Annotated in this window: 19 protein-coding genes; 10 read left to right on the forward strand and 9 right to left on the reverse strand. The window is 55.8% G+C overall.

Going from position 1 to position 22251, the window contains the following annotated elements:
• Positions 1–13: 13 nt before the first annotated feature.
• Complete coding sequence (locus OK412_RS15460) at positions 14–415, reverse strand: DUF2382 domain-containing protein (protein ID WP_010251609.1); 402 nt, start codon at positions 413–415, stop codon at positions 14–16.
• A 544-nt stretch (positions 416–959) separates the two neighbouring features.
• Here OK412_RS15460 and OK412_RS15465 point away from each other — a divergent pair.
• The 3 genes from OK412_RS15465 to OK412_RS15475 all read left to right on the forward strand — a co-directional run bounded on the left by OK412_RS15465 (position 960) and on the right by OK412_RS15475 (position 2930).
• Positions 960–1469, forward strand: coding sequence for a DUF2501 domain-containing protein (locus tag OK412_RS15465; protein WP_010251612.1), 510 nt, complete (start codon positions 960–962; stop codon positions 1467–1469).
• A gap of 132 nt (positions 1470–1601) precedes the next feature.
• Positions 1602–2237: a hypothetical protein gene (locus OK412_RS15470; protein WP_010251615.1), complete on the forward strand. Its 636-nt coding sequence runs from the start codon at positions 1602–1604 to the stop codon at positions 2235–2237.
• A gap of 24 nt (positions 2238–2261) precedes the next feature.
• Positions 2262–2930: a MarC family NAAT transporter gene (locus tag OK412_RS15475; RefSeq protein ID WP_022625312.1), complete on the forward strand. Its 669-nt coding sequence runs from the start codon at positions 2262–2264 to the stop codon at positions 2928–2930.
• A 49-nt stretch (positions 2931–2979) separates the two neighbouring features.
• Here OK412_RS15475 and OK412_RS15480 read toward each other — a convergent pair whose 3' ends face one another.
• From OK412_RS15480 to OK412_RS15490, 3 genes are read right to left on the reverse strand one after another with little or no spacing between them, the layout of a single operon-like run.
• On the reverse strand, positions 2980–4242 hold the full coding sequence (locus OK412_RS15480; RefSeq protein ID WP_264353329.1) for a c-type cytochrome: 1263 nt from the start codon (positions 4240–4242) through the stop codon (positions 2980–2982).
• A gap of 4 nt (positions 4243–4246) precedes the next feature.
• On the reverse strand, positions 4247–6016 hold the full coding sequence (locus tag OK412_RS15485; RefSeq protein WP_010251625.1) for a GMC family oxidoreductase: 1770 nt from the start codon (positions 6014–6016) through the stop codon (positions 4247–4249).
• A 36-nt stretch (positions 6017–6052) separates the two neighbouring features.
• Entirely contained in the window at positions 6053–6781 is a 729-nt protein-coding gene (locus OK412_RS15490) for a gluconate 2-dehydrogenase subunit 3 family protein (protein ID WP_010251628.1), read from the reverse strand.
• Positions 6782–7470: 689 nt separating this feature from the next.
• On the opposite strand from OK412_RS15490, the gene OK412_RS15495 reads away from it, so the two are divergent.
• The 3 genes from OK412_RS15495 to OK412_RS15505 all read left to right on the forward strand — a co-directional run bounded on the left by OK412_RS15495 (position 7471) and on the right by OK412_RS15505 (position 11971).
• Positions 7471–9042 (forward strand): ABC transporter substrate-binding protein, encoded by a 1572-nt coding sequence (locus OK412_RS15495; protein WP_264353330.1) that lies wholly within the window; start codon positions 7471–7473, stop codon positions 9040–9042.
• 119 nt (positions 9043–9161) lie between these two features.
• A complete protein-coding gene (locus OK412_RS15500; RefSeq protein ID WP_264353331.1) occupies positions 9162–10664 on the forward strand; it encodes a helicase HerA-like C-terminal domain-containing protein in 1503 nt (500 codons plus the stop codon).
• A gap of 26 nt (positions 10665–10690) precedes the next feature.
• Positions 10691–11971 (forward strand): DUF445 domain-containing protein, encoded by a 1281-nt coding sequence (locus OK412_RS15505; RefSeq protein ID WP_132499323.1) that lies wholly within the window; start codon positions 10691–10693, stop codon positions 11969–11971.
• Positions 11972–11980: 9 nt separating this feature from the next.
• Here OK412_RS15505 and OK412_RS15510 read toward each other — a convergent pair whose 3' ends face one another.
• Entirely contained in the window at positions 11981–12889 is a 909-nt protein-coding gene (locus OK412_RS15510) for a LysR family transcriptional regulator (RefSeq protein ID WP_033787469.1), read from the reverse strand.
• Between the two features lie 101 nt (positions 12890–12990).
• On the opposite strand from OK412_RS15510, the gene OK412_RS15515 reads away from it, so the two are divergent.
• The gene (locus OK412_RS15515) at positions 12991–13626 is read left to right on the forward strand and encodes an NADPH-dependent F420 reductase (protein ID WP_264353332.1); all 636 of its coding nucleotides are present in this window, start codon (positions 12991–12993) and stop codon (positions 13624–13626) included.
• 351 nt (positions 13627–13977) lie between these two features.
• Here OK412_RS15515 and lptG read toward each other — a convergent pair whose 3' ends face one another.
• Both lptG and lptF read right to left on the reverse strand, forming a co-directional pair.
• On the reverse strand, positions 13978–15054 hold the full coding sequence (lptG, locus tag OK412_RS15520; RefSeq protein ID WP_010251648.1) for an LPS export ABC transporter permease LptG: 1077 nt from the start codon (positions 15052–15054) through the stop codon (positions 13978–13980).
• Positions 15054–16154 (reverse strand): LPS export ABC transporter permease LptF, encoded by a 1101-nt coding sequence (gene lptF, locus OK412_RS15525; RefSeq protein ID WP_264353333.1) that lies wholly within the window; start codon positions 16152–16154, stop codon positions 15054–15056. The genes lptG and lptF overlap by 1 nt, the downstream gene beginning before the upstream one ends.
• A 268-nt stretch (positions 16155–16422) precedes the next feature.
• Here lptF and pepA point away from each other — a divergent pair, with 268 nt between their 5' ends.
• The 3 genes from pepA to OK412_RS15540 all read left to right on the forward strand — a co-directional run bounded on the left by pepA (position 16423) and on the right by OK412_RS15540 (position 21319).
• Entirely contained in the window at positions 16423–17934 is a 1512-nt protein-coding gene (gene pepA / locus OK412_RS15530; RefSeq protein ID WP_010251654.1) for a leucyl aminopeptidase, read from the forward strand.
• A gap of 65 nt (positions 17935–17999) precedes the next feature.
• On the forward strand, positions 18000–18458 hold the full coding sequence (locus OK412_RS15535) for a DNA polymerase III subunit chi (protein WP_010251657.1): 459 nt from the start codon (positions 18000–18002) through the stop codon (positions 18456–18458).
• 5 nt (positions 18459–18463) lie between these two features.
• Positions 18464–21319, forward strand: coding sequence for a valine--tRNA ligase (locus OK412_RS15540; protein ID WP_010671782.1), 2856 nt, complete (start codon positions 18464–18466; stop codon positions 21317–21319).
• 51 nt (positions 21320–21370) lie between these two features.
• Here the strand turns inward: OK412_RS15540 and OK412_RS15545 are convergent, their stop codons facing one another.
• Positions 21371–21892, reverse strand: a complete 522-nt coding sequence (locus OK412_RS15545) for a hypothetical protein (protein ID WP_264353334.1) — start codon at positions 21890–21892, stop codon at positions 21371–21373.
• On the reverse strand, positions 21889–22251 hold the full coding sequence (locus tag OK412_RS15550) for a tlde1 domain-containing protein (RefSeq protein ID WP_010671784.1): 363 nt from the start codon (positions 22249–22251) through the stop codon (positions 21889–21891). The genes OK412_RS15545 and OK412_RS15550 overlap by 4 nt, the downstream gene beginning before the upstream one ends.

Consider the following 22251-nt stretch of genomic DNA (forward strand, 5'->3'; position numbering starts at 1 on the left):
AGGTTCCTCTCTGTTAGCTAATTTGATCGTCATCTCTTTCAACGTTCACCTGCTGCTCACGTCGGGTCACCACTTCCTGAAAAGGAACATTCTCCTGCACTTTTCGGATGTGGATCTCCTCTTTAAGCACCAGCTTTCTGACGATTTGGATTTCTTCCTCTACTACCGGGACAATCAGTACACCGTTCTCTTCCCTGATTTCGGGCATCGTTTCAACGGGTTGCGCTTTCGCTACATGCTCAACCTCAACCTTCTCCCGGTTAAGCAGTGTACTGATGACCTCGTCATGCTCAGTTGTGGAACGGGTAACACGGACATGTCCATCCACAATCTTTTGCTTCGTCAGGGCTATTTGCTCTTCAGCGAGTTTAAGCGTGACCTCTGCATTATTATTGTGCTCTGGCTGTCCAGCCATAATATCGCTCCCGTTAAATTAAATATCTGCCACAACTGCCTGACACAGTGATTAAGCATGAACACTCTGGCTGATTTCGCAAGCCGGAATAATAAAAAACTCCGCTAACTCGATTTAATTACGGCACATAAAATCGCATCAAAAACCAGCGGTACGGCTTAAATAGCCGCTACGCTAAAAATGAAAAACAACTAAAGTACATGAAGTTATATTAAGATGATTTCGCAGGTAAATATTACCAGACCAGACGCAAGCGCTTAGAAAACGCGCTATAAGCAAAGCGGTAACTTTAATTTAAACCAGGACGATTCCTGATAAACATCGTGAGGATATTAAATAATGTTTCCGCGGGATGTGCTTATTACTGCCTTCAGTTAATCACTTCACAGAATAATAACACCCACAAGCATCTGAATATTTTATCGCTCTTATTACAGAAGATTCCCAAAGTGCTATTTAAGACGCTTTTTATAAAAGGAAGTCAGGAACTTTCTGCCCATCAGCCTTTCTTAGGAAAACTGAATAAGCACATACCGAGGTTGAAATGAAGCAAGCACAACGCAGTGCGTGGGGATGGGGACTGGCGGCACTTCTGGTCGCAGGCAGTGCATCAGCGGCAAGCTGGCAGGATCAGCTGAGCAGTGCAGCATCGCAGCTCAGCCAGCAGAACAACGGCAGCACCACCGGCACCACGCAGCAGAATGGCGGCATGTCGCTTTCTACCATTACCAGCATGCTGGGCGGCGGCGATAAAGCGGTCAGTGCCAACAGCATGACCAACGCCGCTGGTGTGATGCAGTACTGTGTCGAACATAACGTGGTGAAAAACAATGTGCAGTCGGTCAAAGACCAGGTGCTGAGCAAGCTCGGTCTGAACACCACCACCGCGCAGGAACAGAAAACCGATTACACCCAGGGCGTGGCCGGTCTGCTGAATACCGGTAATGGCCAGCAGTTGAATCTGCAAAGCCTGAGCAACTCGCCGATGGGTGAGAAGCTGAAAACCAAAGCCTGTGATGTGGTGCTGAAGCAGGGCAAAAACTTTATCTCCTGATCTCCTTCCCTTCTCTCTCCCCTCTCTGCTCTGAGGGGAGCGTTAAACGCCCCCCATGCTGTGACGCCTGACATTCCCTTAACCTGGGGTTGAGCGCTATAGTGTTGTTTTGATTTCTACAGGACAGCACGCATGAAAGGCATCAACATCGCACTTTACTTCGACCCCGATCAGATTCAGGCCTGCGTTCACGAACAGGACGACAGCTATGTCACCAAAAAATTCGAGTATGACGATGGCGTGATTGAAGAGATCTACCAGTGGCTGGAGCAGTACGAACCCAAACGTACCCACATCTGCGTGATTGAAAACGAAACCGCCGAGCTGCTGGCCGATGAGCTGGTCGACAGCGGCTTTCGCGTCCATCAGGTCACCATGCATCAGCTGCTGAGCTGGTTCGCTACCGAGCCGCCTTCCACGCCAGACGGCACGCCGATGCGCGCTATGCTGCGTTTCCTGGAAGATGAACATCCGCGTGAATATGAGTCGCGCACGCCACAGACCGAAGCGCTGATGGAGATGTTCGACGAGCTGGACGCGCTGGAGATGGTGGATGACGCCGACGACGAAGACGCGCTGCCGGGCGATCTGCTGCGCGCCATGAAGAAGCACAAAATCACCGCCAGCGCCGCGGCCCAGCGTCTGCTGCCGGACATCAATGAGCGTATCCGCGAGCATCTAATGCAGTATCCCGAACTGATGACGCCTGAAATCCTGCAGGACTTCTTCCCGGAACTGCTTGAGGCGCTGGAGCGTCCGAAGCACTAATCACCACGGAAAAGGCGATTTGTCATGCTGGAGTTAATTAAAGCAGTCAGTCTGGGGCTGGTGGTGATCCTGCCGCTCGCCAATCCACTCACCACCGTGGCGCTGTTTCTGGGGCTGGCGGGTGAGATGAACTTCCAGGAGCGCAACCGACAGGCGCGCCAGGCTTCTATCTATGTCTTCGCCATCATGATGGTGGCATGGTATGCGGGCAGCGCGGTGCTGAATACTTTCGGCATCTCCATTCCTGGCCTGCGCATGGCGGGCGGCCTGATCGTTGCTTTTATCGGTTTTCGGATGCTGTTCCCGGCTAAACCTGCCGGCCATTCTGTCGAAGCAAAGCAGAAACTGGATGAGCTGGATGAAGCCAAAGAGCCGGTGAATATCGCCTTTGTGCCGCTGGCGATGCCGAGCACGGCGGGGCCGGGTACCATTGCGATGATCATCTCTTCCGCCTCGACGGTAAGAAGCGGCGTCGACTTTCCGGCCTGGGTCATCACCGTCGCGCCAGTGCTAATCTTCCTGCTGGTGAGTCTGATTCTGTGGGTTTCACTGCGCAGCTCGGGTGCCATCATGAAGCTGGTGGGTAAAAGCGGCATTGAGGCGATATCGCGCCTGATGGGATTTTTACTGGTCTGTATGGGCGTGCAGTTTATCATTAACGGCGTGCTGGAAGTGGTGCGCACCTTTCACTAATCCGGGATTTCCCCTCTCCTGACGGGCAGAGGGGAAAACTCAGGACCGATTACTTCAACGTTTTACGCACTTCAGCAACCTGATCTTTGCTCACCGCTGGCGCGGTGTTGCTCCAGCCCTGGCGAATAAAGGTCGCCAGCTGCGCCACCTCTTCATCATTCAGACGCTGGCCAAAGCCTGGCATCGCCAGTTTCGACGGGGCCTTCGCGGTGGAAGGCTGCTGTGCGCCGGCCAGGATGGTGTGGATCAGACCGGTTGGATCTTTGGCATTGACGATCGTCGCCTGATCCAGCTCCGGGAAGATCCCCGGGGCGCCTTTGCCGGTCACGAAGTGACAGGCACCGCAGTTATCCAGATAGAGACGCTCGCCTTCGCTCAGGTTCTTCGCGGCAGTGAGTTTCGCTTCCGTTGCCTGCTGCGCCTGCACGTTGTACGCCTGCAATGGCGGGTTGCCGCCCAGGAACTTCAGGTAGGCCGCGATGGCTTTCAGATCGGCGTCGGTCATGTGTGAGCTGCTGTGCTCAATCACCGAGGTCATCTCGCCGCCCACCGCCGCTTTATCGTTACGGCCGGTCTGCAGGTAGTCCACCACTTCCTGCTCGCTCCAGCGTGGCAGGCCACGCAGTGACGGCACATCCCAGTTATTCAGGCTGCCGCCTGCCAGGAATTTATCGTCACCGCTATCCAGCGCTTTCTCGTTCATGCCCAGACCGCGCGGCGTATGGCAGCTGCCGCAGTGGCCCAGACTCTCCACGATATAGGCACCGCGGTTGACCTCTTCAGAAGCTCCACCAATCGGCTGGAACGGCTTATCCGAGGCGAACGCCCAGTTCCAGAAACGCATGCCCCAGCGCTGGCTGAACGGGAAGCTCAGATCGGTTTCCGGCGGCTGTTCTGCGCTTGGCTGCACGCCTTTCATGAAGTAGACGTAAAGCGCGTGGATGTCGGCATCACTGATTTTGGCGTAATCAGGATAAGGCATCGCCGGATAGAGATGCGAACCGTCCGGTAATACCCCTTTGCGCACCGCGTCCGAGAACTGCTGCTCGCTGTAGTTGCCAATACCGTGCTGCTTATCGGGCGTGATGTTGGTGGAGAAGATGGTGCCAAGGTTCGACTCAATCGCCAGCCCGCCCGAATAGTCAGGCTTGCCAGGCAGTGAGTGGCACGCCATGCAGTCGCCCAGCCGCGAGAGATATTCGCCCTGCTTGATCAGTTGCGCTTCATCTTCGGCGTGAACCGGCAGCGCAAATCCGCTGGCTAACAGCACCGCGTTGGCAAAGATAAAAGATTTCAGTTTCAGCTTATTCATGCGCTTATGCCTGTACCAGTGGGCCGGGATTTTTCAGATACTGATCTTTGATCGCCTGAGCCGCCATCAGGGTGATCGCACCGATGGTATCGGTCGGGTTCGCCTGGAAGTTCTGCGGGAAAGCGTTGCCGCCCGGCACAAAGACGTTATGCACGTCCCAGCTCTGCAGATACTTGTTCAGCGCCGAGGTTTTCGGGTTATCGCCCATTACGGCACCGCCCACGTTGTGGGTAGAGACATATTTGGTCAGATCGAAATCCGCGCCCATTGGCAGGAAGCTCATGCTCATGCTGTCAGGGTTCAGCTCTTTCGCGATATTGCCGACGATGCCTTTCAGGTGCTGCTGCAGCTTCAGCTCATTCTCTTTCCAGTTGAAGGTCATGCGCAGCAGTGGCAGGCCACGGTGATCGTTGTAGTTCGGATCGAGATCCAGATAGATATCGCGGTAAGACTGACAGGTGGTGGTGATGCTGATCTTCATCGAATGACCGTACCACTCCTCCAGACCTTCCTTGTATCCCATGCCCCAGGTCGGCGTGCCTTTTGGCAGCGCGGTGCTGATCGGCGTACCGGTCGCCTGTGAGCTGTGGATCTTCGCGCCGCCGAGGAAGCCGAGGGATGGGCCGTCGAAGTTGCCTGGCGAGATATCGTTGAACATCTGGCCGGTCGCGCCCGCCGTAGCGTACGGATTGAAGTTTTTATCTTTGAAGAACAGCGTCGCGCCGCCGTTGGACAGGAACGCGTAGTTACGCCCTACCACACCCTCTTCGGTAATCGGGTTGTAAGGCTTGCCGATGCCGGAGAGCAGCATCAGTCGCACGTTGTAGAGCTGGAAGCTGCTCAGCACCACGATTTTCGCTGGCTGGAAACACTCGTTGCCCTGTGCATCGATGTAGATCACGCCTTTAGCGGTTTTCTTATCATCGTTCAGCACGACCTTGATCACTTCCGCATTCACTTCATAGGAGAAGTTCGGCATACGCTTCAGTGAATCCATTACGGCGGTCTGCGGCGACGCTTTGGAGTAGTTCAGGCAGGGATATTTACTGCAGTAGCCGCAGTAGTTGCACGGCGCGATCTGGTTGCCGTACGGGTTTTTCCACGCACGCGACACACAGGCCGACGGGTTCGGGAACGGATGGTAACCGAGTTTGGTCGCCACCTCTTTGAACATCACGTTGTTCAGCGTGTCATCCAGCGCAGGCAGCGGATAAGGCTCAGAACGCGGGCCTTCAAACGGATCGCCACCTTCCAGAATTTTGCCGCGCAGGTTGCCGGTGTTGCCCGACTGGCCGCAAATCAGTTCGAATTTATAGTAGTAAGGCTCGATCTCTTCCCAGCTGAACGGGAAGTCCATCACCCGCATATCATCCTGCAGAATGCCCGGCTTGTAAGCCTCATCGACATAAGTCTTCAGTTTGATATCAGTCGGTGTCGGACGGATCAGTACTGCGGTCCAGTGCAGGCCGGAACCGCCTACGCCGGTGCCCGGTGCAAACGCACCCCATTTACGGGTTGGCAATGCCGTCTGGCTGCTGTTGTAGCGGACGGTGACCGCCACTTCGGCGGGGGTGGCAAACACTTTATTGCGCACCGCATAGGCGTATTCATCCGCCGGTTTCGGGTAGGCGAACTCGTCATAATCGCGATCGCCGCCGCGCTCAAGGGCGCGTACGTCCAGACCTGCCAGTGCCAGCTCGATGCTCATCAGCGAGCCTGCCCAGCCGAGGCCGCAGACCACGACGTCGACTTCTTTTTTAGTAACCTGTGCCATGATAATCCTGTTTCAAATACCTGATGTGGACGCGCCCTACGCGCGTTCGCCCTTCACACTGACCGGACCCAGCGGATAAGGAACGTTGTGCTGTTTCACCCATTCGGTGAAGCTGGCACGCGCGCCGGGGAAGCCGATGGCGATCCAGGCTTTCATGCCTTTATTACCGCCGTACATCGGGTCAGCAAGGTAGCCATGCTTGGTATCGGAAAGCAGCTGGCTGAAAAAATGCGCAGGCTTAAGATCGGCTTCGCCCAGTGCAGCAAAGTCGATCTCGTTTTTGTTTACCTGGGTCAGTACCGCATCTTTCTCTTCCAGCGTCAGCGCATGAAACGCTTTCTGATGGGTGTTCTGCGACCACTGATTAATCAGCCGGATACCGGTCTGATACATCTGCTGTGGGCGGAACGGGATCTGGTAACCCATGGTTGCGGGCGCCTGCGTATTGAACGGCCCCTGCATGTAGATTTCGCTGCCAAACGCTTCGCTGTGCAGCTGCTGATCGATAAAGATCGGCACGTTAGTTTCCAGCGCGCCCGGCGCTTTGCCTTTGCCGCCTGCCGGAATCAAACGGTCAGTGGCGGCCAGGATAAACTGCCACTCATCGGCACTAAAAAAGATCGGTTTGTAATCGGCTAACTCCGGTGCGGCCATCTCTGCCGCCTGTGCCGCAGTAATGCCTTTGAAGACCAGTTCACTTAATGGCAACGCCAGCAGTGAACCGAGCAAAAATTTACGCCTGGTGGTGGGTTTTTCTAAAAGCATATCCGCACGACTCTCATCTGCTAAATACCCGCTTTATTTGTTATGAAGCTGAAAGGCTGAGTGCAGGCGGAAAACTCCCCGCAGAGATCAACGCACGCGGCACAGACGACGGCAGAACAGACAAGGGCAGGTAGAATTATGGTTCGGTGACTAACGGAACTTATCGGTTAATAACCTGGCAATCTTAGGGATATAGATATGTCTGAATGTAAAAATTGAATTTAAGATGTGTCTTAGTGAAAGTTTATCATGGTGTTGCGAAAGGGTTGCGGAGAGGTAAAAGATTTACAGCGCGGAAATCGGGGGTAAAACCGCATAAACATCGGGTATTTAACTCTTTTAACGCAGGAATGAGGGTTATTATTTTCGCCCTGACATCATCACGCCAAATAACCGATAAAAAAATATCATACTTCCATACAAGAGAATGATTCTCATCGTTAACACTATAGTGACTTTGATAGTCATACAATCAGACTGTGCGCAATTTGTGATCGCCGGAGTAAAACCGGCTTTATTCCGCCCGCTGTAAAATGACAACGAAATAATTACTGACCGTCATTATCTTATTTTGTCTCTTTGCCTGAACGACTACGCTAATAATTGTGCAAAGCTCATAAGAAACCCGCATTTGGAGATTATCCGGCGCCCGATAGAGTAGAGCTATCAACGACTCAGGATAACCCTCCATGCGAAAAACACTCTTGTCCCTGTTTACGGCTCTGGCACTGGTTCACCCGGCACACGCCGCCACGCCTGACGACACCCTGGTGATTGCCGTTCCGCTTGATGGCATCATCAGTTTCGACCCGGCTGAAAGTTTTGAGACCGTCAGCAACAGCAGCCTGCGCAATATCTACCAGACGCTGCTGGAGCCGGACCATCAGAATCCGCAGCAGCTCTCGCCGCTGGCGGCCACGCGCTGGCAGGCAGGCAAAACGCCTCACAGCCTGGTGTTTGATCTTAATCCGCAGGCCCGCTTCGCCAGTGGTCATCCCGTGACCGCACAGGATGTGGTCTTCTCATTAACCCGTGCAGTAAAACTCAATAAAGCGCCCTCTTTTATTCTGGGTGAATTTGGCTGGACGCCAGAAAACATCGATCAGCAGTTCACGGTAATTAATGACCACCAGCTTGAACTGCGCTGGCCAGCGGAGATCGGCAGCGATCTGGCGCTGCGCCTGCTGACCGCGCCAGTCTCCTCCATCGTCGACAGCAAACTGGCACAAGAGCACGCCAGCAACAACGATTACGGCAATAGCTGGCTGAAGGTGCACTCCGCCGGTAGCGCCGCCTATGCCATAAAACAGTTTGTGCCGCTGCAGGCGCTGGTGCTGGAAGCCAATCCCAATAGCATCCGGAAGCCGCATCTGAAGCGGGTATTGCTGAAAGGTGTGGCCGATCCGGGCAGCCGCCGTCTGCTGATCCAGCAGGGCGATGTGGATGTCGCCTATCAGCTCGGTCCGGATCAGATTACCGCGCTGAAGAACACCGCCAATGTGCGTATTGATGCTTTCCCGTCCAGCCTGGTTTATTACATCGGCTTTAACACCCAAAGCCCGCAGCAACCGGCGCTGGGGAATCCGGCGCTGTGGCAGGCGGCACGCTGGCTGGTTGACTATGACAGCCTGGCGAACCAGCTGCTGAAAGGTCAGTACCGCATTCATCAGAGCTTCCTGCCGGATGGCTTCGATGGTGCGCTGAACACGACACCGTTCCATTACGATCTGAAAAAGGCACAGGCGATTCTGCAAAAAGGCGGCATTAAACCTGGCACCCATATCGCGCTGACGGTGGTGAACCAGCCGCCTTACATTGACGTGGCGCAGGCACTGCAGGCCAGTTTTGCCAAAGCGGATGTGCAGCTTGATATCCAGCCGGTGGCGGAATCGGAGCTGTGGAGCAAAATGCGCAGCCGTGACTTCCAGGCCATCTTTACTTACTGGGGCGCGGACTACATCGATCCCAACACCAATGCCAGCACCTTTGCCTATAACGTGCCGGGCGGCGGCAAAACCCTGGCGTGGCGCGTCGGCTGGACGATTCCGGAGCTGAGTGCACAGACCCGCGCCGCCGCAGGAGAGAGCGATGCGGTGAAACGTCGCAACCTCTACACCGGGCTGCAAACCCGCATCCAGCAGGATTCGCCGTTTGTCATGCTGTTACAGGGCGCAACCCAGGTGGCGGTGCGCAGCAACCTCAGTCACCTGCAGCAGGGCATCGGGGTCAGCCTGCTCAATTTTGAAGAGGTGCAGAAGTAAACCACTGTTGCAGGCCGCTGCTCCCCGGGCAGCGGCCTTTTTTTGGTGAATAGTTCTCCTCCTGTGCCGCTCCGGCTTGCTATCCTTCAGGCATAACCCAATGCCTGAGAGTGGAAATCATGACTTCCCCGCTACTGATTGCCCGTACGCCAGACGTCGAACTTCATCTGTTGCCGCAAATGACCAACCGCCATGGCCTGATCACCGGCGCGACCGGCACCGGTAAAACCGTTACGCTGCAGAAACTGGCTGAATCGTTCTCCGCCAGCGGCGTGCCGGTCTTTATGGCTGACGTTAAAGGCGATTTGACCGGCGTGGCGATGGCTGGCCAGTCCAGCGAAAAACTGCAGGAGAGGCTGGAGAAAATCGGCGTCACCGACTGGCAGCCGCAGAGTAATCCGGTGGTGCTGTGGGATATCTTCGGCGAGAAAGGCCATCCGGTTCGCGCTACCGTCTCCGATCTCGGGCCGCTGCTGCTGGCGCGACTGCTGAATCTGAATGAGGTGCAGAGCGGCGTATTGCAGATTATTTTCCGCATCGCCGATGACCAGGGTTTGCTGCTGCTGGACTTCAAAGATCTGCGCGCCATGACCCAGTACATCGGTGACAACGCCAAAAGCTTCCAGACCCACTACGGCAACATCAACAGCGCCTCGGTCGGCGCCATCCAGCGCGGGTTACTGACGCTGGAGCAACAGGGCGCGGAGCACTTCTTTGGTGAACCGATGCTGGATATCGCCGACTGGATGCGCGTCGACAGCAACGGCAAAGGCGTCATCAACATCCTCTCTGCCGAAAAGCTCTATCAGATGCCGAAACTCTACGCCACCAGCCTGCTGTGGCTGCTGTCGGAGCTTTATGAGCATCTGCCGGAAGCGGGCGATCTCGATCAGCCAAAGCTGGTGTTCTTCTTTGATGAGGCGCACCTGCTGTTTACCGACGCGCCGCCGGTGCTGCTGGAGAAAATAGAACAGGTCATGCGGCTGATCCGCTCCAAAGGGGTCGGCGTCTGGTTCGTCACCCAGAACCCGGCAGATATTCCCGATCGGGTGCTGGGCCAGCTCGGCAACCGCGTTCAGCACGCCCTGCGCGCCTTCACCCCTAAAGATCAGAAAGCGGTAAAAACCGCCGCCGATACCCTGCGCGCCAATCCGGCGTTTGACAGCGTCGAGGCGATTCAGGCGCTGGGCACCGGCGAAGCCTTGATCTCCTTCCTGGATACCAAAGGCAGTCCGTCGGTGGTGGAACGGGCCATGGTGATCGCCCCCGGCTCACGTATGGGTCCGGTCACAGGCGATGAGCGCAACGGCCTGATCAATCATTCACCGCTCTATGGCAAATATGACAGCGAAGTTGATCGCGAATCGGCATTTGAGAAGCTGCAAAAAGGGTTTCAGGCCGCCAGCGATCAGGCCAGTGCGCCTCCGGCGAAAGGCGACGACGTCGCGGTAGATAACGGCATTCTCGGCGGGCTGAAAGAGATCCTGTTTGGCCGAACCGGCCCGCGCGGCGGCAAGCACGATGGCGTGGTACAGACCATGGCGAAAAGCGCCACGCGCCAGATTACCAATCAGATCATCCGCGGCGTACTCGGCAGCCTGCTGGGTGGTCGTCGCCGATGAAACCGGCTCTCTGCTAAGATCAGGATATGGATAAACAACACGAACTGAAACGGACGAAACGTCTGGCGCTGCTGCTGTTACTGCTGGCTGCAATTACCTTTATCGTTACGCTTTTTCTGCCGCCCGGCTTCTGGGTCAGCGGCATAAAAGCGATTGCGGAAGCTGCGATGGTCGGCGCGCTGGCGGACTGGTTCGCGGTGGTCGCACTGTTCCGGCGCGTGCCGGTGCCCTTTATCTCGCGTCATACCGCCATCATTCCGCGCAACAAAGATCGTATCGGTGAAAACCTCGGTCGCTTTGTGCAGGAGAAGTTTCTTGATACCGACTCGCTGCTGAATCTTATTCGCCGTCACGATCCTTCCAACCTGCTGGCGCAATGGCTGAATGCGCCGGGCAATGCTGACCGCATTGGCCGCCATCTGCTGCAGGTCATGCGCGGCTTCCTTGATCTGACCGATGACACACGGATCCAGAATTTCATGCGCCGCGCAGTACATCGCGCCATCGACAAGGTCGATCTCAGCCAGACCAGCGCCCTGCTGCTGGAGAGCCTGACGAAAAACAACCGTCATCAGGCGCTGCTGGACGCGGCAATCGAACAGCTGCTGAAGCTGCTGCACAAGCCCAGTACCCGCGAGTTTATTGCCATGCAGCTGGTGCGCTGGCTCAAACGCGAGCATCCGATCAAAGCCAAAATGTTGCCGACCGAATGGCTGGGCGAGCACAGCGCCGAACTGGTGGCAAACGCGGTCGATTCACTGCTGGATGATGTGGCGCTGGATCAGGGGCATGAGCTGCGCCTCGGCTTCAATCGGGCGGTCGACAAACTGATCGTTAAACTGCAGAACGACCCGGAAATGGCAGAGCGTGCCGAAGAGATCAAAGGCTGGCTGAAAGAAGATGCCTCATTCAATCGTTACATCGGCGAGCTGTGGAATGATATGCGCAACTGGCTTAAGGCGGATCTCAGCAGTGATGACTCACGGGTGCAGGAGAAAGTGCGTGGTGCAGCATTGTGGCTGGGCGAAACCCTGGCGGCCGACCCGGCGCTGCGTGACTCGATGAATCAGCATCTGGAACAGGCCGCACGCAGCGTTGCGCCAGAGTTTGCTGGCTTCCTGACGCGTCACATCAGCGACACCGTGAAGAGCTGGGATGCACGCGACATGTCGCAGCAGATCGAACTCAATATCGGTAAAGACCTGCAGTTTATCCGCATCAACGGCACGCTGGTTGGCGGCACCATCGGGCTGATTCTCTACCTGCTGTCGCAGTTGCCCCAGTTACTGCCGCTGCTGAGCCGATAACCACCTGGTTTAGCCGGATTGGGGTGGATAGAGCCCAAACTCGGTGATAATGGCGCTAACAAAGCTGCGGATTTTCACCGTCTGGCGGCGGCCCGCCGGGATCAGCACATGCATGGGTCGTGCTGGCCCGGCATAATCGGGCAGCACCTGGACCAGCCGGCCCTGTCTGATCTCTTCAGAGAGAATGGTGGCCGGTCCCAGGGTAATGCCATAACCCTCCAGCGCCGCATGCAGCAGCGCTTTCCAGTCATTCGATCGCATGCGCCCCTGCGGATGCACCTCTTCAACCTTACCGGCCTGGCTGAATACCCAGCGGCAGGGTTTTGAGGGCGACCAGATGCCATAAACGAGACAGGCGTGGTTCACCAGCTCCGCTGGCGTGGCGGGCACACCGTGCCGCGCCAGATAGGCTGGTGACGCGCAGGCTATCAGCCGGTAGGGCTGCAGTGGATGGGCGATGATCGAACTGTCCGCCAGCGCACCAATCCGGATCACCACCTCATAACCCTCTTCAAACGGATCGACCAGCCGATCGCTGAGTTCAAGATCGACCTGCGTTTCCGGAAACCGGTCAAGATAGCGGGTCACAAACGGCGCCAGGCTAAAAGAACCAAACGTGACCGGGGCGCTGACCTTCAGCGTACCGGACGGCCGCTGCTGCATATCCAGCGCGATCGCATCCGCTTCCTGCACCTCTGCCAGCACGATTTTGCAGCGTTCGAAATAGTTGCGGCCCACATCCGTCAGACTTTGTCGTCGGGTGGTGCGATGCAGAAGCAGCGTACCGAGATGCTTCTCCAGCATGGCGATATGCTTCGCCACCATCTGCGGTGAGATTTGCAAATGCCCGGCTGCGGCGGCAAACGAGCCCGATTCCGCGACGGTAACAAACACGTTCATGCTGGTAAGCCGATCCATGATTCCCTCCTGTTGGTTGTTTATATTGCGTCTGTTTGTCGATTTATTCACCTCCTGTTTTTAATTAAGGTCAGTGCGTGAAACTCATCGAGGAGAAACGTATGAAAATAGGCATTATTGGCGCAGGCTTTGTTGGCCGGGCGATTGCAAAACTGGCGATTCAGGCGGGACATCAGGTGATGCTCAGCAACTCGCGCGATCCACGAACGCTGTTCAGCCTGAAGCCGATGATTGGCTGTGAAACCGGCACCGCCACCGAGGCCGCAGAGTTCGGTGACGTGGTGGTGATTGCCGTGCCGCTCACGGCAACGGAACAACTTCCGGCCACAGAATTGCGGGGAAAAATCGTACTTGATGCGGTCAATTACTATCCCGACCGCGATGGCGAAATTGAAGAGCTGCTCAATGGCCGCATCAGCACCAGTGAACGGCTTGCCCGCCTGCTTCCTGACAGCCGCGTCACCAAGGCATTCAATGCCATCCGCATGACCGATCTTGAAACGCAGGGCCTGCCGCCGGGCGATGCCAACCGGCAGGCGTTACCGCTGGCGGGGGATGATAGCGAAGGGAAAGCGACCGCCACGGCTTTATATGAGGCCTTTGGATTTGATGCGGTGGATGCGGGATCGTTAGCGGAAGGCTGGCGTTTCGAGCGTGGGACGCCCGCCTATTGCGTAGCCCTGAACAGAGAGCAACTTATCAGGACACTGAAAGAGACGACCCGGCACTCCTCATAAACAGGCCGTCAGCGCAGAATAAAGCCGCTCACCGTCGCTGAAACCGCCTCTTCCAGACGACAGCTAAACGTAAAGCGATGGGAGCATACGCCTGTAGCAAAGCATCGCGGGCCAGGGATGGCCCGCGCTGAGCCGCCACGGATGGCGCTTTTGCGTCTTTGTGGAAGGCGTATGCTCCCTGAGCCTTCACTCAAACAGACCATCGGCTTTACGTACAGACAATCAGGCCGCTGAAACCGTTACTCCCACACGGCTGCAAAACGTAAAGCGATGGGAGCCTGCCCTGAGCCTGAACACCGGTCACAAAAAAGGCCGCTTGCGCGGCCTTTTCTTTTACTGCATTCATTGCGCTTAGCGCCGCTTAATCAACATAAACATACTGATAGCGAAGAACGCAAAACTCGGCAGAATCGCTCCCAGAATCGGCGGCAGACCGTAAACCAGACTCAGCGGACCGAAAATCTGGTCCAGCACGTAGAACAGGAAGCCAAAGCTGATACCGGTTACGACACGCACACCCATCGACACGCTACGCAGCGGACCAAAGATAAACGACAGCGCCATCAGCATCATCACCGCCACCGACAACGGCTGGAAGATTTTGCTCCACATATTCAGCTGATAACGTCCCGATTCCTGGCCGCTCTGCTTCAGATATTTGCTGTAGCTATGCAGACCGCGAATCGATAACGCGTCTGGATCCAGCGCAACCACACCCAGCTTGTCCGGCGTCAGATTGGTTTTCCACTCGCCACTCAGGCTCTGTGAACCGGTAATCTGCTTCGGATCGGTCAGGTTAGACTCATCAACCTGCGACAGTATCCAGCGCTTCTTAGCCGCATCCCAGGTCGCCGTCGCCGCGTAACGCACGCTCTGCAGACGACGCTGATCGTTAAAACTGTAGATGCTCACGCCATCAATTTCGTTGTCGCCTTTAATGCGCTCGATAAAGATAAAGCTATTGCCATCTTTCGCCCACAGACCGTTCTGTGTTGAGACCAGCGCACCGCCGTAAAGCTGCTGCGCCCGGTAATTACGCGCCATCTGCTCGCCCGACGGCGCAACAAACTCGCCAATCGCCATGGTCAGCAGCACCAGCGGAATCGCTGTTTTCATCACTGACAGCGCAACCTGCATGCGGGTAAAGCCCGCCGCCTGCATCACCACCAGTTCACTGCGCTGCGCCAGCGCGCCCAGTCCCAGCAGTGCGCCCAACAGGGCCGCCATCGGGAAAAAGATCTCAATATCTTTGGGAACGCTAAGAAGCGTGTAGTAACCGGCGCTCAGCGCGTTGTAGCTGCCCTGGCCGGTCTTGCGCAGCTGATCGACGAACTTGATGATGCCGGAAAGCGACACCAGCATGAACAGCGTCAGCATAATGGTATTGAAAATGGTTTTACCGATATAGCGGTCAAGTACGCGAAACATCAGACCGACCCTCCGCGGGTAAAGCGGGCGCGAATCCGACGCATCGGCACCGTATCCCACAGGTTAAGGAGCACCGCCAGCACCAGATAGCTGATATTCACCACCCACATCCAGAGCGCCGGATCGAGCCGCCCTTTCGCGCCGCTCGACTTCAGCGAGCTCTGCAACAGGAAGAAAATCAGATAGAGCATCATGGCGGGCAGCATCGACAGCACGCGCCCCTGACGTGGGTTCACCACGCTGAGCGGCACCACCATCAACGCCATCACCAGCACCGCGAACACCAGCGTCAGACGCCAGTGCAGCTCAGCCTGAAAATCAGGTGTCTTATTCGCGAACAGGTCAGTCAGACTCGCCTGTTCTGCATCGTTAGGATCGAGCGTTGCCGCTTTATAACCCACAATGGCCTGATAATTGGTGAAGTCGGTGATACGGAAATCACGCAGCAGAGCGGTGCCCTCAAAACGGGTGCCTTTATCCAGCGTCACCACCTGCGAGCCATCTTTATGCTGCTCCATGTGACCGCTGTCAGCCAGCACCACTGAAGGCCGCGCGTTGCCCTTTGGCCGTAACTGCGCCAGGAACACGTTACCAAAGTTGTTGCCCTTTACATCCTCGACAAACAGCACGGCGCTGCCGTCGCTGGAGGTCTGGAACTGCCCGGCGGCCATTGCCGCCGCACCCGGGTTTGCTTTGGCGTTCTGTGTCACCTCATCCTGATAGCGGGATGACCATGGCCCCAGCCAGATGACGTTTACTGCCGCCACTATCGAGGTAAACAGCATCAGCACCATCGCCGCTTTCACCAGGACGGCCTTACTCAGGCCGCAGGCGTGCATCACGGTAATTTCACTTTCCGTGTAGAGACGCCCCAGCGTCATCAGGATCGCCAGAAACAGACTTAAGGGCAGTATAAGTTGTGCCATTTGAGGCACACCGAGTCCTAACAAGGTCAGAACGAGGTTTGTCGGCACTTCGCCATCCACCGCGGCACCCAGGATCCTGACTAACTTCTGACAAAAGAAGATGAGTAGCAGGATAAACAGGATAGCCAGCTGGCTTTTGAGCGTTTCCCGAACCAGATATCTAATGATGATCACGCTTAGTACGCCTGTGAAAACTTGTCTTTTTGCAGGAAAATCGCTAGTTTCAACGCTTATCAGCCATTTTTCTTCATCAATGGCCGTCGCCGTAGCTAAATTTGTATGAAAAACGCGTCCGGGTGGTGAAAAAACAACATCTTGTCACCCTGATTCATTATGACCTCCAGCAGCAGAATGTCATGCTGCGACGATGAATAAATGGGTCATGAGCGCGCTACATTCTAGCGGCAGCAGCGGCCGTTGTCTTTAAGATTCAGGAGAGTGCATGGAGTTCAGTGTAAAAAGCGGAAGCCCGGAAAAACAGCGCAGTGCCTGCATTGTCGTTGGCGTTTTCGAACCGCGTCGTCTGTCACCGATTGCCGAGCAGCTGGATAAAATCAGCGACGGCTACATCAGCGCCCTGCTGCGCCGCGGCGAGCTGGAAGGAAAAGTGGGCCAGACACTGCTGCTGCATCATGTGCCAAATATCCTGTCCGAGCGTATTCTGCTGATTGGCTGCGGTAAAGAGCGTGAGCTGGATGAACGCCAGTACAAGCAGGTCATTCAGAAAACCATTAACACGCTCAACGACACCGGCTCAATGGAAGCAGTCTGCTTCCTGACCGAACTGCATGTCAAAGGCCGCAACACCTACTGGAAAGTGCGCCAGGCAGTAGAGACCTCTAAAGAGGCGCTCTACAACTTTGACCAGCTGAAAAGTAACAAAGCGGAGCCACGTCGTCCGCTGCGCAAGCTGGTCTTTAACGTACCGACCCGCCGTGAACTGACCAGCGGCGAACGGGCGATCCAGCATGGATTAGCGGTCGCTGCCGGTATGAAAGCGGCTAAAGATCTCGGCAACATGCCACCTAATATCTGTAACGCCGCCTATCTGGCGTCACAGGCGCGTCAGCTGGCGGATGCCTTCAGCAAAAATGTCACCACCCGCGTCATCGGCGAACAGCAGATGAAAGAGCTGGGCATGAACGCCTATCTCGCTGTCGGGGCCGGATCGCAAAACGAATCGCTGATGTCGGTAATTGAATACAAAGGCAATCCGGATGCGGAAGCACGTCCGATTGTGCTGGTGGGCAAAGGGCTGACCTTTGACTCCGGCGGCATCTCCATCAAGCCTGCCGACAGCATGGACGAAATGAAGTATGACATGTGCGGCGCGGCCGCCGTCTATGGCGTGATGCGTATGGTGGCAGAGCTGAATCTGCCGCTGAACGTAGTCGGCGTGCTGGCAGGCTGTGAAAACATGCCGGATGGCCGGTCGATGCGTCCAGGCGACGTGCTGACCACCATGTCTGGCCAGACGGTTGAGGTGCTGAACACCGACGCTGAAGGCCGCCTGGTCCTGTGCGATGCGCTGACCTATGTTGAACGTTTCGATCCGGAAGTGGTGATTGACGTGGCGACGCTGACCGGTGCCTGCGTGATTGCGCTGGGTCATCACATCAGTGGCCTGCTGTCGAACCACAATCCGCTGGCGCATGAGCTGATTAGCGCCTCAGAGCAGTCAGGCGATCGCGCCTGGCGTCTGCCGATGGCGGATGAGTTCCAGGAGCAGCTGGAGTCCAACTTTGCCGATATGGCGAACATTGGTGGCCGTCCCGGCGGCGCGATTACCGCCGCCTGCTTCCTGGCACGCTTTGCCCGCAAATATAACTGGGCACACCTGGATATCGCCGGTACCGCCTGGCGCTCCGGCAAGGCCAAAGGCGCCACCGGACGTCCGGTGCCGATGCTGTCGCAATTTCTGTTGAATCGGGCAGGATTGAACGGCGACGATTAAGCGCCCTCTTTTCTGACAGCAAGGGCGGATATCATTCCGCCCTTGATCTTCTGATGAGCAAACCGATGAAAAACGCAACCTTCTACGTGCTGGAAACCGATGCAACGAGCGATGGCCTTAGCGCCGTTGAAGCGCTGGTGTGCAATCTGGCGGAAACACGCTGGCGGGCCGGAAAGCGGGTGTTGATCGCCTGCGAAGATGAACAGCAAGCCATTCGTCTCGACGAAGCGCTGTGGCAACGACCGGCAAACGCCTTCGTGCCACACAACCTGGCGGGTGAAGGCCCGCGCTACGGTGCGCCGGTTGAGCTGGCCTGGCCACAGCGTCGCGGCAGTTCACCGCGCGACCTGCTGATTAGCCTGCTGCCCCACTTCGCAGATTTTGCTACTGCTTTCCATGAAGTGATAGACTTCGTTCCTTACGAAGACACGCTCAAACAACTGGCGCGCGACCGCTATAAAGCGTATCGCAGCGTTGGATTCCAATTGAATACGGCAGCGCCACCACAGCCGCAAACGACATAGCAGAAATGGAAAAGACATATAACCCGCAAGATATCGAGCAGCCGCTTTACGAGCATTGGGAAAAGCAGGGCTACTTCAAACCGAATGGCGATACCAGCCAGGAAAGCTTTTGCATCATGATCCCGCCGCCGAACGTCACCGGTAGCTTGCACATGGGTCACGCCTTCCAGCAAACCATCATGGACACCATGATCCGTTACCAGCGCATGCAGGGGAAAAATACCCTGTGGCAGGCGGGTACGGACCACGCGGGCATCGCCACGCAGATGGTGGTTGAGCGCAAAATTGCGGCTGAAGAGGGCAAGACGCGCCAGGACTATGGCCGTGATGCGTTCATCGACAAAATCTGGCAGTGGAAAGCAGAATCCGGCGGCACCATTACCCGCCAGATGCGCCGTCTGGGCAACTCCGTCGACTGGGAGCGCGAGCGCTTCACCATGGACGATGGCCTTTCCAACGCCGTGAAAGAGGTGTTTGTTCGCCTCTATAAAGAGAACCTGATCTACCGTGGCAAACGCCTGGTGAACTGGGATCCAAAACTGCGTACCGCAATCTCCGATCTGGAAGTGGAAAACCGCGAGAGCAAAGGCTCCATGTGGCATATCCGCTATCCTCTGGCTGACGGCGCAAAAACCGCCGACGGTAAAGATTATCTGGTGGTCGCCACCACCCGTCCGGAAACCCTGCTGGGCGATACCGGCGTCGCCGTTAACCCGGAAGATCCACGTTACAAAGATCTGATCGGCAAATTTGTGATGCTGCCGCTGGTTGGCCGCCTGATCCCTATCGTTGGCGACGAACATGCCGACATGGAAAAAGGCACCGGCTGCGTCAAGATCACCCCGGCGCATGACTTCAACGACTATGAAGTCGGCCGTCGTCACAAACTGCCGATGATCAACATCCTGACCTTCGACGGCGATATCCGCGACCGTGCTCAGGTGTATGACACCAATGGCGAAGCCAGCGATGCCTGTTCCGATGAGATCCCGGCGGCTTTCCAGAACATGGAACGCTTCGCGGCGCGTAAAGCGATTGTTGCCGCTGTCGATGAACTCGGCCTGCTTGAAGAGATCAAACCTCACGATCTGACCGTGCCTTACGGCGACCGTGGCGGCGTGGTTATCGAGCCGATGCTGACTGACCAGTGGTATGTGCGTACCGCACCGCTGGCGAAAGTCGCGGTTGAAGCCGTTGAAAACGGCGACATCCAGTTTGTACCGAAGCAGTACGAAAACATGTACTTCTCCTGGATGCGCGATATTCAGGACTGGTGTATCTCCCGTCAGCTCTGGTGGGGTCACCGCATCCCGGCGTGGTATGACGACAACGGTAACGTCTACGTCGGCCGCACCGAAGACGAAGTGCGGGCTGAGAACAACCTGGCCGCCGACGTCGCGCTGCGTCAGGATGATGACGTGCTGGATACCTGGTTCTCCTCAGGTCTGTGGACCTTCTCCACCCTGGGCTGGCCGGAAAACACCGAAGCGCTGCGTACTTTCCATCCGACCAGCGTGCTGGTCAGCGGCTTCGACATCATCTTCTTCTGGATTGCCCGCATGATCATGCTGACCATGCACTTCATCAAAGATGAAAACGGCAAACCACAGGTACCGTTTAAAACCGTCTACATGACCGGTCTGATCCGTGATGAAGAAGGTCAGAAGATGTCGAAATCCAAGGGCAACGTGATTGACCCGCTGGATATGGTCGACGGCATTTCACTGGAAGCGCTGCTGGAAAAACGCACCGGCAACATGATGCAGCCACAGCTGGCGGAGAAAATCCGCAAACGTACCGAGAAGCAGTTCCCGGACGGCATCGAGCCATCAGGCACCGATGCGCTGCGTTTCACTCTGGCGGCGCTGGCCTCTACCGGTCGCGACATCAACTGGGACATGAAGCGCCTGGAAGGCTATCGCAACTTCTGTAACAAGCTGTGGAACGCCAGCCGCTTTGTGCTGATGAACACCGAAGAGCAGGATTGCGGACAGAATGGCGGCGAAATGACGCTGTCGCTGGCAGATCGCTGGATCCTGACCGAGTTCAACAACACGGTGAAAGCGTACCGTGAAGCGCTGGATAGCTACCGTTTCGATATCGCGGCTAACCTGCTGTATGACTTCACCTGGAACCAGTTCTGCGACTGGTATCTGGAGCTGACCAAGCCGGTCATGAACAGCGGCAGTGAATCTGAACTGCGTGGCACCCGTCATACGCTGGTTCACGTACTGGAGGCGCTGCTGCGTCTGGCGCATCCGATCATTCCGTTTATCACTGAAACCATCTGGCAGCGCGTGAAGGGGCTGAAAAATATCAGCGACGACACCATCATGCTGCAGCCTTTCCCGCAGTACGATGCGGCGAAAGAAGATGCCGAAGCGAAAGCGGACATCGAGTGGATGAAACAGGCGATCGTGGCGGTGCGTAATATCCGTGCCGAGATGAACATCGCACTGAGCAAGCCGCTGGATGTGCTGCTGCGTGACTGCTCGCCTGCGGCACTGCGTCGCGTTGAAGCTAACCGCAACTTCCTGTCGCGCCTGGCGCGTCTGGAAAGCCTGACCATTCTGCCTGCGGGCGAGAAAGGTCCGGTGTCGGTGACCAAACTGGTTGAAGGCGCAGAGCTGTTGATCCCGATGGCGGATCTGGTGGATAAAACCGCCGAACTGGAGCGTCTGGCGAAAGAGCTGGTTAAGCTGGATGTGGAAATCGAGAAGATCGAGACCAAGCTGGCGAACGAAGGCTTTGTTTCGCGTGCCCCGGAAGCGGTGGTGGCGAAAGAGCGCGAACGCGTAGCGGACCTGCAACAATCAAAAGCAAAACTGATTGAACAGCAGGCGGTCATTGCGGCGCTCTGATTGATTCCTCGCTCTGAAAAAACCCCGCGCTCTGGCGCGGGGTTTTTTATATCATTTTTTCGATGACACCCTTCCCGTCCTTGTTTCAGCAGCAAGATGATCATGACTCTTTTCTAATACAGACAGGCATCTTTTTTCACGGTCACTTTCTGACGTTAACTGAGTAAGCGCCGTGCGGGCTTTTAAAAAGTACGCATCTGTTTCATCCGGAGTCGGCTCAATAAATGGCATGCCGCATAGCTTATTAACATTGCCTTGATTAACGTATTTCATTACCGCGCCAGGATTTTCAGGTAAGGCATAGGCCATCGCGATGTCCAGACCTTCCTGAAAAGAGGTTGCGCCTAAGAATGGCGATCGATTAAGAATGGGGTAAAGTTCAATCCAGCGTGTCCGGCCCTGAGAAAGATATTCTGTTATCTTGTCATAATCAGCATCTGAAAGTGAACTGCTGTCGTTATTGCGGGATGCCGTAATCACTTTATCTGACAAAACATGTTCTACAGAATTGAACCTTCCTGATGAACAGGAGACGGAAAACAATGCTAATAGCACAATAATGAGCCATTTCATTTCACTATTAACTCCCTGTCGCCGCTATCCGCAATACTTTTTCTTACATTGAAAGAAGCGACAATACAGCCATTCGAAGCGGTACCAAAGCCGTTATCTCCATGAATAAGAAATCCGGCGCGACCACACATATTGTTACCCGCATAAGGTATCAGACGGAGAACAAATCGTCCGGCTGTAGGATGCTTTGCCATAGGACTGGCAATCTTATACTTTCCTGCTGGCAAAGGACCTTTGTTCACCTCACATGCTAATGCAGGATCGTCTTTATATCCTTCAGCCCCGGCATATAACGCATCGAATTTATAGACACCATCTCGTGTAAAAGATCGCTTTCTGACGTCATAGACCCATGTCAT

Source organism: Pantoea sp. JV6, from assembly GCF_025910055.1.
GTDB lineage: Bacteria > Pseudomonadota > Gammaproteobacteria > Enterobacterales > Enterobacteriaceae > Pantoea > Pantoea agglomerans.